The sequence below is a fragment of the Enterococcus sp. RTP21361st1_A6_RTP21361_211029 genome (genome assembly GCF_040910045.1).
Lineage (GTDB): Bacteria > Bacillota > Bacilli > Lactobacillales > Enterococcaceae > Enterococcus_D > Enterococcus_D gallinarum.
In genome coordinates, this window is sequence record NZ_JBDGBK010000035.1 from 17,449 (window position 1) to 29,370 (window position 11,922).

8 protein-coding genes are annotated in these 11,922 nt (G+C 38.5%); 7 read left to right on the top strand and 1 reads right to left on the bottom strand.

Features of this window, described 5'->3' with window-relative positions; translation table 11 throughout:
- The first annotated feature begins 7 nt into the window (after nucleotides 1-7).
- The 7 genes from pstB to AB5Z52_RS08220 all read left to right on the top strand — a co-directional run bounded on the left by pstB (nucleotide 8) and on the right by AB5Z52_RS08220 (nucleotide 10,071).
- Nucleotides 8-766 (top strand): phosphate ABC transporter ATP-binding protein PstB, encoded by a 759-nt coding sequence (gene pstB / locus AB5Z52_RS08190; RefSeq protein WP_368243204.1) that lies wholly within the window; start codon nucleotides 8-10, stop codon nucleotides 764-766.
- A gap of 12 nt (nucleotides 767-778) precedes the next feature.
- Nucleotides 779-1,456 (top strand): phosphate signaling complex protein PhoU, encoded by a 678-nt coding sequence (phoU, locus tag AB5Z52_RS08195; protein ID WP_003126222.1) that lies wholly within the window; start codon nucleotides 779-781, stop codon nucleotides 1,454-1,456.
- Between the two features lie 407 nt (nucleotides 1,457-1,863).
- Nucleotides 1,864-3,432, top strand: a complete 1,569-nt coding sequence (liaX, locus tag AB5Z52_RS08200; protein WP_368243207.1) for a daptomycin-sensing surface protein LiaX — start codon at nucleotides 1,864-1,866, stop codon at nucleotides 3,430-3,432.
- A 51-nt stretch (nucleotides 3,433-3,483) separates the two neighbouring features.
- The gene (locus tag AB5Z52_RS08205; RefSeq protein WP_003126224.1) at nucleotides 3,484-3,789 is read left to right on the top strand and encodes a PspC domain-containing protein; all 306 of its coding nucleotides are present in this window, start codon (nucleotides 3,484-3,486) and stop codon (nucleotides 3,787-3,789) included.
- Nucleotides 3,789-4,148: a phage holin family protein gene (locus tag AB5Z52_RS08210; RefSeq protein ID WP_003126225.1), complete on the top strand. Its 360-nt coding sequence runs from the start codon at nucleotides 3,789-3,791 to the stop codon at nucleotides 4,146-4,148. Before AB5Z52_RS08205 ends, AB5Z52_RS08210 begins: the two co-directional genes overlap by 1 nt.
- 603 nt (nucleotides 4,149-4,751) lie before the next feature.
- Nucleotides 4,752-5,477 (top strand): LytTR family transcriptional regulator DNA-binding domain-containing protein, encoded by a 726-nt coding sequence (locus AB5Z52_RS08215; RefSeq protein ID WP_003126227.1) that lies wholly within the window; start codon nucleotides 4,752-4,754, stop codon nucleotides 5,475-5,477.
- A gap of 28 nt (nucleotides 5,478-5,505) precedes the next feature.
- Nucleotides 5,506-10,071 carry a bacterial Ig-like domain-containing protein gene (locus AB5Z52_RS08220; protein WP_368243210.1) on the top strand — a complete coding sequence of 1,522 codons (4,566 nt, stop codon included), beginning with the start codon at nucleotides 5,506-5,508 and terminating at the stop codon, nucleotides 10,069-10,071.
- Between the two features lie 227 nt (nucleotides 10,072-10,298).
- On the opposite strand, the gene AB5Z52_RS08225 is transcribed toward AB5Z52_RS08220, so the two are convergent.
- Nucleotides 10,299-11,922: M3 family oligoendopeptidase (locus tag AB5Z52_RS08225; RefSeq protein ID WP_368266878.1), on the bottom strand; the 1,624-nt coding region annotated here is incomplete at its 5' end.

The window sequence follows — 11,922 nt, forward strand, 5'->3', positions numbered from 1 at the left end:
CTAAGAAATGGCAGAAGAAATTATCACATCAAAAGATCTGCATTTATATTATGGAAAAAAAGAAGCACTAAAAGGAATCGATCTTTCCATCAATAAAGGAGAAATTACTGCAATGATCGGTCCTTCCGGCTGCGGCAAGTCGACTTATCTTCGTTCGTTGAATCGGATGAATGATTTGATTCCTGGTGTCACGATCACAGGGAGTGTCGTATATAAAGGAAAAGACATCTACAGTCCGCAACAAGATACAGTAGATTTACGGAAAGAAATCGGTATGGTTTTCCAACAACCGAATCCATTTCCCTTTTCGATTTACGAAAACGTTATTTATGGGTTAAAATTAAAGGGTGTCAAAGACAAAGAGATTCTCGATAAAACCGTGGAAGAAAGCTTGAAAGCTGCCTCAGTATGGGATGATGTCAAATATAAGCTTCATCAAAGTGCGCTTTCTTTGTCTGGCGGCCAGCAACAGCGGGTTTGTATTGCCCGAGTATTGGCTGTCGATCCGGAAATCATTTTATTAGATGAACCAACCAGTGCGTTGGATCCTATTTCATCAGGTAAAATCGAAAATACCCTTTTGACACTAAAAGAACGATACACAATGATCATTGTGACTCATAACATGTCTCAAGCTTCAAGAATCTCTGACAAAACAGCCTTCTTCTTAGATGGCAACTTGATCGAATTCAATGATACCAAGAAAGTATTCTTGAGTCCGAGGGAGAAAGAAACAGAAGACTATATTTCAGGAAGATTTGGTTAGGAGGAAAAAGCAATGTTGCGTACACAATTTGAAGAAGAATTACTGAATCTTCACAATCAATTTTATGAAATGGGGATGCTTGTAAGTAGTGCGATCCATAAATCTGTTCGTGCTTATGTGAAGCATGATAAAGAGATCGCTCAAGAAGTAATAGAAAACGATGAAGCAATCAACAATATGGAAGTTCGACTTGAGAAGAAAAGTTTCGAAATGATTGCCTTGCAACAACCTGTAACGACTGATTTGCGAATGATCATCACTGTGATGAAAGCTAGTTCCGATTTGGAACGAATGGGAGATCACGCGGTATCTATCGCAAAGTCAACGATTCGTGTTAAAGGCGAGACCCGAATTGCAGAGATTGAGAAAGAAATTTCCGATATGTCTGACTATGTCAAAAAAATGGTGGACAATGTTTTGGTCGCTTATGTAAAAACGGACCAAGAAGATGCCCGGATGATTGCACAAATGGATGAGCGGGTAAATGATTACTATCGAGATATCTATTATAAAACGATCGATAGCATGAAAGCCAATCCTGAGACAGTTGTCAGTGGTACGGATTATCTTTCTGTGGCCCAATATCTCGAGCGGATTGGTGATTATGTCACAAATATTTGCGAATGGATCGTTTATTTGGCTACTGGTAAGATCAGTGAGTTAAATAGTAATCGTTCTGAGCTGATGTAGTGAGCATATCTTTGTTCAAAATATAGATTTAGCTCATCAGCTTTCACATGAATGTATATTATTATTGTACGGACTGTACTGTAAGAAGAGAGATGAAAAATAGCGTATCATTGATCTGGGATCATGGATAAACTATTGGAAAACGTGTGAGGTTATTCTTGCGCTATTCGGTTCTTCTGTAGTACAGTTTTTTTGTAGTTTTTTAGATAAAGCTGATAAGCACAAGTTTTCCTTTCACAAAGAATCATCTTCTCTGATTTCAAGCAGAACAATTACTCTTTTATTGAAAGAACTTCGGATTGATAAAAACTTGGTACTTAAGACCTATGACAGTTTGCGGAAAAACAGGCATAATAGGTTCGTAAGCTAAACTTGCAAACAAAAATTTGCTGAAGGAGGCAATTTCCATGAACGAAAGAGAACGTGTATTGGATTTAGTGAAAAAAGGTGTGCTTTCTACAGAAGAAGCATTGGATTTGCTGGAAGGAATGGCAAAAGCCAAAGACGAGAATCAAATCAACAAAACTGCAGCTGAAGTATCCGCTGATAAGACAAATAATGACTTTTTTGAAGAAGTTGAAGAAGCCCACGAGAAAGAAGAAGCTTCTTTTGATGGTGAAGAAAAACTTCGTCAAAATGAAGCACAAGATAAAGAAAATCTTGAAAAAATCTTGGACGGATTGGCAACTGAGGCAAACCAAGCTTCTGCTGAATTAGATGAGATCAATGTAGAAATTCAAGGTGTAAAAGAGGAACTGAAAGAAGCACAAGAAGTCCTCATGCAATTGAACACAAAAGAGGAATTGGATCAATTATCTGAAGAAGAACTTGCAACACGGCAAGAGACGGAAGCGACAATCGCTTCTCTAGAAGATTCATTAGATAGTTTGAGCGAAGAAAAAGCGACATTGGATGCGAAGTTGAAAAATATTCGCAAAGACCAATGGTCACAAACAAAAGAAAAAATCAGCCAAAAACTTGATATTCCAGATGACTGGAAAGAACAAGCCTCTGATACATTTACTCAAGTCAGTGAAAAAATGGTTGATGCAGGTACTCAATTTGGACAATTCTTGAAAAAAACAGTTCGTGCTGTTTCAGAATCAGTGAATGACAACATGGAATGGAAAGATATCAATCTGAAAGTTCCAGGAGTAGCAGCAACGAAATTTGAACATACCTTTGAATATGCTGAAACAGAAGCAACATTGATCGATGTGAAACTAGCAAACGGAAATGTTGAATTCCGCTTGTGGGATCAACCGGGTGTGAAAGTGGATGCTAAAATCAAACTCTATGGTAAAATGGATGCTGCAACACCTTTCGATGCTTTTGATGCACGAAGCCAAATTGATGTCGACGATGAACGCATTTCATTCCAAATTCCAAACAAGCGTATCCGCGCTGATCTGGTTTTCTATCTGCCGACACGTACCTATGATCATGTTGCAGTGAAATTGTTGAACGGGAATGTAACATTTGACGAATTGGTGGCAAGAGATGTTTATACGAAATCAACCAACGGTACGATCGATTTCCGCAAAGTAGATGCTACGATGTTGGAGATTGAAGGTGTCAATGGAAATATCTTGGTTCAAGATGGAGATATCCTTGATGCTATCATTGAAACTGTCAATGGGGATGTTACTCTTACCGCGACACCACAAAATACTGGAATTTCTCTAGTGAACGGTAATATCCGAATCACTTACAAAGAAGACCGACTACAAAAATTAAATGCTAGCTCAGTCAACGGAAATGTCAAAGTAGCATTACCACAATCAGTTGGATTTGAAGGCTTGGCAAAAACCAGCTTAGGAAGTATCAATCAACGGCTGAGCAATTTTGAAATCGTGCGTGAGAAAAAAGAACGTATGAACCAATTATTGCAATTCCGCCGCGTAGCTGATAAAGTAGCACAAGTCGATCTTTCAACAACGACTGGGAATGTCTTTATCAAAGACACAGAACAATAATCTGATTCCATCAGATCTATAGATAGATTGTCAGAAGGAAGGTGAAGGTAAATGAACAAACGATTAACGAAATCAACCAATAATGTAGTGATTACAGGTACTCTGGGAGGTTTAGCAGAATACTTAGGAATCGATCCAACGATCATCCGTGTGATCTATGTCTTTCTATCATTAGTGACAGCTGGTTTCCCTGGGATCACCCTTTATGTCATCATGGCGATCTTGATCCCTTCTGGACGCAAAAGCTCTGGTGGATATGGACACGACAATCAGTACTACAAAGCGAACAACAAAGAAACAAATCGTCCGCGCAAAGAAGCAGATAAAGTCGAGGATGAGGACTGGAGTGACTTCTAATGTCCTACTTTCAACGACTGATAATGAATACACTCACCTTTGTTGCTCTGGCAGTATTGCTGCCAAACATGGTCCATGTACGTAGCATCATGATGGCATTAGTAGCCAGCTTTGTTCTCTCTATTTTAAATGCGTTGATCAAACCAATCTTGAGTATCATCTCATTTCCATTAACGCTGTTGACATTTGGGCTTTTCAGTTTTGTCATCAATGCTTTAATGCTGAATTTGACTTCAACTTTTGTAGGAGCTGCTAACTTTGGCTTTTCCTCATTTGGTGCAGCGATTCTGGTTGCTTTGATTATGTCAGTGATCAATATGATTGTGACTGAACACCATATCGAAAAATATACAAAATAAAACATCCACACGTTTCTGATACATAGCTAGCTATGTTGAAAGAACGTGTGGATGTTTTTGTTGTTTAATATTAAAGAACAATGTGAACAAACAAACTGTAATAATAAGAAAAGCAAAACATCTTTTTTTGTAATTTTTTATAAAAGAAAGACAAATCCGCCAATTATTTCTTCGAAATAACCATTTTTTGTCATGTTCATCTAGCTGTGTCATGTTAAATTGAGTAGAAAAATCTGTGAAAATACTCGTGTCTATTAGTTTCATTTGTTATTGTTTCGCAGTGATAAATATTGATAGAAGTAGTATTTTATGAAGGGGATCGATGGGAATACGAGCAGTATCATCGCACCACTTTTTTGACTAATAGCTATTCACTAAAACGAATAGTCTAAGCAGTTAAGCCGCCCACGCTAGAGTACCATTCTAAAATCTACGGAAACAATTCTTGCTGAATATCCACTACTACTAACTAAGTGAATAGTTATATTGTTCTTAAATACAGCTGATTTTTTGCACAAAGGTTCTTTTAATGCGCTTGAAAGTGCAAGCGGGCATTTTTGATTAATAATACAATTAAAAATGATGTAAAAAAGGAGAACTTAGATGTCTGCAAATTTAAGCAACTTTGCTGTTTATGTAGTAGATGATAATTTTTTTAATGGAGAGTGGCTAAAAAAAGCGATCCAAGAATGCCAACTTCCGTGTGCTTCAGTAGAAATTTTCCTGCCGGACCAATTTGAGCGTTTTATTAATGAACACCTTACCGATATCAATGATTTATTCTTATTTTCCACTGATATGAAAGGATATGATCGAGGTTTTCAATTAGCAGGAAGATTGAGAAGCCAATGTAAAAAATGTCAAATAGCTTTTTATGGAATAGATGCTTCAAAGATACAGATGAAAAAAATGAACCTCCTGTGCCCATTAGGGATCATTGATACAAAAGAAGCGTTTAAACACCAACTAAGAAACTTATTAATTGAAGCAATAGAAATAAAGCAATCACTATTAGGCAAAAAGCACTTATTAAAGCTTGAAAACAAACGAGAATTGATCGTTATGGATGCAGAATCAATCAACTATATCACAACGGTCAAAGAAGAGCGCAACCAAATCGTTCTTCACCAAAAGAAGTCGATCGAATACATTGAGATGTCCTTGAAAGTCATCAAGCAATTGGACCTACCCGCTTATTATAAAGTGTTTAAATCCTACATTATCAATACAGGACAAATCAGGAAAATTGATCGAACAAACAACATTCTTTCTTTTTTTAGCGGTGAAGAATTAGAAGTGGGTAAGAAAATAAGAAAAGCGATTGATTAAAAATACATATATAAATTGGAGGAGAATAATGAAGAAAATCACTAAAAAAATAGAACAAAGTATGGTTGTTATTGCATTGAGTCTTACTCAGATCACAACGCCAATACTGGTGATTGCTGAAACATCTGAGGCTGATCAGCCAGCTGAAACAACTAGTAAAATAGACAAAGAAAAAGATCCTATCTTGGCTTCATCTGAAAAAGAAGCTTCCTCATTCACTTCAAGTGCTAGTAGTCAAGAAGAAGTTGATACTTCTTCCAGTGAAGAGAACGAAGTGGATCAAAGTGAGGAAACATCAGGTATAAAAGATTCTAGTGTTGCAGAAACTGAAACCAACAAATCTTCTACTGATCCCAAAATAGTTAAGAAAGAAGAAAATGCTTCTCGTTCCAATCGACAAATAAAGGCGCAAGAACTTTTAAAGAAAGGAACACTGCTTACGATGGCTGATGAAGAGTACAGCCAAACACAGGAAACAAGAGTGCTAAATAATACACCAGTTAAACTAAAATTGGATTTTGAAATCATTGACGAAGATTACTTAGCTGGAACAACTGTTGTTTTTAGTTTGCCGGACACCCTTGGATTTACCGATAATCAAGGGACGATTCAAGGCATCGATGCGACTTGGCAAGTAGACAGTGCCAATCGTCAAGTAACGATCACTTTTAATCAAGCTATCCACGATGCAACATTTTCCCTTGAATTAAAGAGTTATCTTTATTCAGAAAGTACCCCGCAAATCAAAGTGACAATTGATGATCTAAATAAAACCAGTTATGCGATCGATCTTTATGAAGATGTCGAATCATTGAAGTACGAGCAACAAAAAAACATTTTTGGTCTAGATGGTACAGTGTATTATAATTTAGACCGCAAGCTCTCGGGAACGGAAACACTCTCTTTGCAACTTATTGACACCCCAGGAGCAGTTTTCAAAAAAATAGAATCGCAACCACTAAAGGTTTATAGCTATGATGTAGATATCAAAGGGAATATCACGCCAGAAACGCAAACGGAGCTAGCCGCTGGCACAGATTATACAATTACAGCTAATGACTTACAAAATACAGCAGTTGAGATCAAACAAATGGATCAGCAAAAGGCTTATGGTGTTGTCTATCAATTCACGATGAGCATATCTGAAATTAGTTACCATCAGTATTCTTATTACAAAAACTATCCAACCACCGGTTTTGGATCAGTAAATCTTGAACCATCGGCTGGGGAGTACCGTGGAATTTCTTTTGTGGCAAAAACAAGTCAAACTGAAAAAGAAATTTCATCAAGGTATTATACAGCTGTTGCCGGTGGAAATTTATATTCCAATGAAAAGGGATCCTACTATTTAACATTACATGGCATGCCAACTGAAATGAAAAAAGGACAGCAGATAACGATATCCGCTGAAAATGGACAGGAACTTACAGTGAAGCAACTAATGGTCAATGATGCTTTTTATCAAAATGTACCTTTAGATGAATACTTTAAAGTCGAAAATTCTAACGGCATGTTGACCTTGACGGCAACCAAAGACAGTAACCTAGCATTTTCCATAATTCATCTTACGGTTCCTTTTGATCAAAAAGACATCGTCATGAATGTCACGACTCCTTTGATTCCCAATGAAAAATTCAAAGTGATTGGGGATGATTATGTACAACCAATCTCAGTTTTATATCCTAATTCAGCTGAGACAGCTTGGGGGAACTACAACCAAAATGGTGCCTATGCAAATGATACTTCAGTCAACGTTGAAGGAAGCACAACACAACCTGTCGAAAATCTTAAAATCTTCGTCGAACATCCAGATTATTTGACACTTAGAAAAGTTCCAGAAGTGAACTATTATTACAAGATCGATCAAGATTACCGTATCGAGAAGGTTGAGGGAGGGTCCTTAGTTACTTTTATTACGCCAATCAATCGTTCAATTCAATTTGACATTGGATTTAATTATGTGCCAGACAGTCTCGCTTCTACAACGCGGATCCCAGTAGATAAAATTCCGATTAGTATCTCAGCGGATGGCTTGGATACTGTCAATACAACAGTTACCACTGGAAGAAAAAACTATTCAGAACAAACGTTGCAAGGAAGCAAAAATCAATTTTTAGTTAATGCCCGGCAAGATACCATCAAAGATCTGAAGGTAGAAACACATGTACCAATGAATACAGATGTCGTATTTTCCATTATCGATGTCTCCAATGATCAAGTGGAAGGGATTTATCCTCAATACTGGGCTCGGGGGCAATACAATACGCAAGTCATGAAAGAATCAGATCCGAATTACCCTACCATCACGCATGATGAAGCGACGAATTATTATACGTTCGATTTTGGGACAACTGATCACAGATACATCATTGCCTATCATTATGCAAATGGTTGGCAGGAAACGAAATCAATTCTGATACCGGGATTTGCTAAAGAACCACTGTATGGTAATCAACAAGGGTCATCGACGGTCACTGTCTCTAATACCGCAACAGACATTATCGATATTAGTCAAAGGACAGTTACTAGCGCAAAAAACGTAACCCAAGTCACTGTGAAAACGAAAAACATTGATGATGGAACAAAGAAAGTTGTAAATCCAACGTTCAGCTTAAAATCTATTGGCAACACCAATGGAGAAATCGATCCAAACTCCATCAGAATCTCAAATGTTCCTGATGATAGTTATAAAGTAGAGAAAGTTAATGGTGAGATTCAGCTGGTTTTTGCAAACTATGTGCTTAAGGAGAACGTGGAGATCAGCTATACCGTCCTTTCTCAAAACGCTGGTCAAATTTCTGCATCAGCCACCATTTCATCCGAGACGATTGATACATTGTCCGAAGCAAAGCGCACCGCGACATCCACTATCGCAAATCTGCAATTTTCAGCAGGTGATTCGGAAGGGATTATCTATAAAACGTCTGCTTTACTTGATGTCTTTGATACAGAAAGGCCGACAAAAAAGATTGCTGGAGTTTCATTAATGTTAATCAATCAGTTGACTGGAACTGTGATCAACACCACCACTGATCAAGTAGGCGAGTCACAGTTGACAGATATTTATACAGGTAAATACAAGGTATACGTTTCAAAAGTTCCTGAAGGATATGTTGTTCCAGAAGATATTCAATCTGGTATGGATGTAAAAGTCAATCGAACGGGTAACCAGATATCTATTGGAATCACACCAGAAAAAGATTTATCCAGTATTTCAGTAAAAGACAGCACATTATACGTAGGAGACACATGGCAAGCCGAGGACAACTTTGTCTCTGCGACGGACAAACAAGGCAATAACGTAACATTTTCAAAAGTAACCATTAGCGGCGATGTTGATACATCAAAAGTAGGTAGTTATCAAGTGACTTATACCAATGGAACAGCTAAGGCAGTGGCAACGATCACCGTCGTGTCTGATCAAGCAACCGTGGTAGCCAAAGATAGTACGCTCTATGTGGGAGATTCTTGGCAGGCGGAAGACAACTTTGTATCCGTCACAGATAAAGACGGAAAAGCAGTATCACTCGCTAATGTAACCGTCACAGGTACGGTAGACACTACGACACCCGGAAAATATGAAGTCAGCTACCGCAATGGTAAAGTTGAAGCAATAGCTACGATCACAGTTTTAGCAGATCAAACAAGCGTCAAAGCAAAAGACAGCACATTATACGTAGGAGACACATGGCAAGCTGAGGACAACTTTGTTTCTGCGACGGACAAACAAGGCAATAACGTAACATTTTCAGAAGTAACTGTTAGCGGCGATGTTGATACTTCAAAAGCAGGTAGTTATCAAGTGACCTACAAAAATGGAAACGCCGAGTCAGTGGCAACGATCACCGTCGTGTCTGATCAAGCAACCGTGGTAGCCAAAGATAGTACGCTCTACGTAGGAGACACATGGCAGGCAGAAGATAACTTTGTCTCTGCGACGGATAAAGAGGGAAAAACGTTGTCAGTAGCTGAATTGGATATAACAGGGGATGTCGATACTACGACACCTGGCAAATATGAAATCAGCTACCGCAATGGTAAAGTTGAAGCAATAGCTACGATCACAGTTTTAGCAGATCAAACAAGCGTAGTTGTTAAGGACTCAGTAGTGTATGTAGGCGATCAATGGGAGGCTAAGAACAATTTTGTTTCAGCAACTGATCGTGAGGGCAATACCCTATCAATTGAACGACTTCTTATTGAAGGATCTGTTGATACCAGGAAGGTCGGTACTTATCAGGTGAACTATTCTGTTGTTTCAGATGAGAAAGTAGCAAATCCAGCGCTGTTTGAGCGCATATTTGGGACAACCAAACAATTGACTGTTACGGCAACGGCTACGATTCAAGTGATCGAAAAACAACCAGCAACGGACGATGGAAAAAAATCTAACAACAACGATCAAACTAAACCAGTTGATCCAAAGTCAAATGATGGAAGTAAACTGATCAAAGCAACTGCTAAAGATCGTCAACAGAGAGTTTTGCCAAAAACTGGTTCGAGTGACAATCAAGTTTATCCATTAGTGGGGATTGCATTCATTGGGCTTGTTGTTACCTTCTTCTTTAGAAGAAAGAAAAAAGCGAACGAATAAGCTTATAAAATTGGCTCAATAGCCAAGCAAGAAAGCAGCGAGTATTCGTTGCTTTTTTGTTGGTCCTTAGTAAGTTAGTCCTAGCAGCTGGCAAAAAAAGAGCTGACTATTCTTTTAACGTACCTGGTTGACTAGTTCGTGACTGCATGTCGTTTATTTAAAGGACTGCAATGAAAAATGGAACGAACAAATCAATGATGATTCGTTCGTTCCGTGGATTGTGTGGTCTATTTTAGTTGTTCTTCGGAAACATTCTCTAGGTAATCATCAACAGCCTTCAGAGTATCATCTAACGCACCTTTTTCAAAGGGCGAACGTAAGTGAGCTGTTTCGAGAATTTCAAGAAATGTTTGTGTACCGCCGACTTGACAAATGGCCAAATAATCTTGCCAAGCAGTAGGATCTTGGGCTACGATCGAACGATACCAAAATTGAAAGGCACAAACTTGAGCTAACGTATAGTCGATATAATAAAAGGGTGACTCAAAAATATGTCCTTGTCTAAACCAGTAAAGCCCGCGATCCAAATCAGGAAATTCACTGTAGTCACGTTCTGGACAATAGCGGCGTTCCAGGTCTCTCCAACAAGTTTTTCGTTGCTCTGGAGTCCAATCAGGATTTTCGTAGACTTCTTGTTGGAAGTGATCAACTAACACGCCGTAAGGTAGAAATAGTAGACTGCTAGCCAGATGGGCGAACTTGTACTTTGCAGTTTCCTCTTCAAAAAAAGCATCCATCCAAGGCCAAGCGATAAATTCCATTGACATGGAATGAATCTCACAAGACTCGAAATTTGGAAAAAGAATTTCTGGCTCTTTGATCCAACGAGACTGAAACGCTTGAAATGCATGACCAGCTTCATGAGTCAAGACATCTACATCAGCAGCAGTCCCGTTGAAATTCGCAAAAATAAAAGGAGATTGATATTCCTGGATAAAGGTACAGTAACCCCCAGATTGCTTGCCTTTTTTGCTTAAAAGATCCAAGAGCTCATGATCAACCATGAAGTCAAAGAATTCACCTGTTTCTTGAGACAGTTCATGATACATGGTACGGGCTTTCTCCACTAATTCGTTTGCGGTGCCTTTCGGTGTTGCATTTCCGTTCGGATAGACCAATGGCAAATCCGCAAAAGTGGCTTTTGATAGCTGATTACGTTTTGCTTGGCGGGCATACAGCTTTTGAGTGATTGGGACAACTTTTTCTAAAATTTCCTTTCGATAGGTTTCGATCATTTTGCGATCATAATCCCAGCGGTTCATTTGGACATCTGCAAAAGCAACATAATTTTCGAAGCCTAATTTATGGGCGATTTCTGTACGCACTTTGATCAATTCATCATAAATTGTGTCGAATTTCGTTTCATTTTCAGCAAAAAATGCTGTTTGAATGTTTATTGCTTCCAAACGAATTTCACGATTTTTGTGTTCAGTAAAAGGGCGTAGTTGTGCAAGGGTATAGCTGTCTCCTTGGAACTCCAGCTGGGCGGAAGCAATCAATTTGCCATAATCAGAAGTCAGTTGATTCTCTTTTTGGAATAATTCGATCAGTGATTCATCAAATAACTTCACGCGACTTTCAGCAAATAAAAAGAACGTTTCTGGATAGATAGTTTTTAATTCTTCCACTAGCGGTGAAGCGAGTAGACAACGGTAGAAACGAAAATCCAGTGATTCAAAATGAGGCTGGTACTCATTCCAAAAAGTATCTTCTGCTTCATAATACGGATCCGTCGTATCAATTGAGTGTCGAATAGAAGCCAAGTTGACTGCCGTGTCGATCGTTCCCCGCAAATAATTTAAGTCATCGAGGGCTGTTTTTGCAGATTCAAGGTTGGCTGCTTCCTCTAGG

Coding starts and splice junctions, on each gene's coding strand:
- pstB (WP_368243204.1), top strand. CDS start 8: ATGGCAGAAGAAATTATCACATCAAAAGATCTGCATTTATATTATGGA.
- AB5Z52_RS08220 (WP_368243210.1), top strand. CDS start 5,506: ATGAAGAAAATCACTAAAAAAATAGAACAAAGTATGGTTGTTATTGCA.
- AB5Z52_RS08205 (WP_003126224.1), top strand. CDS start 3,484: ATGAACAAACGATTAACGAAATCAACCAATAATGTAGTGATTACAGGT.
- liaX (WP_368243207.1), top strand. CDS start 1,864: ATGAACGAAAGAGAACGTGTATTGGATTTAGTGAAAAAAGGTGTGCTT.
- AB5Z52_RS08210 (WP_003126225.1), top strand. CDS start 3,789: ATGTCCTACTTTCAACGACTGATAATGAATACACTCACCTTTGTTGCT.
- phoU (WP_003126222.1), top strand. CDS start 779: ATGTTGCGTACACAATTTGAAGAAGAATTACTGAATCTTCACAATCAA.
- AB5Z52_RS08215 (WP_003126227.1), top strand. CDS start 4,752: ATGTCTGCAAATTTAAGCAACTTTGCTGTTTATGTAGTAGATGATAAT.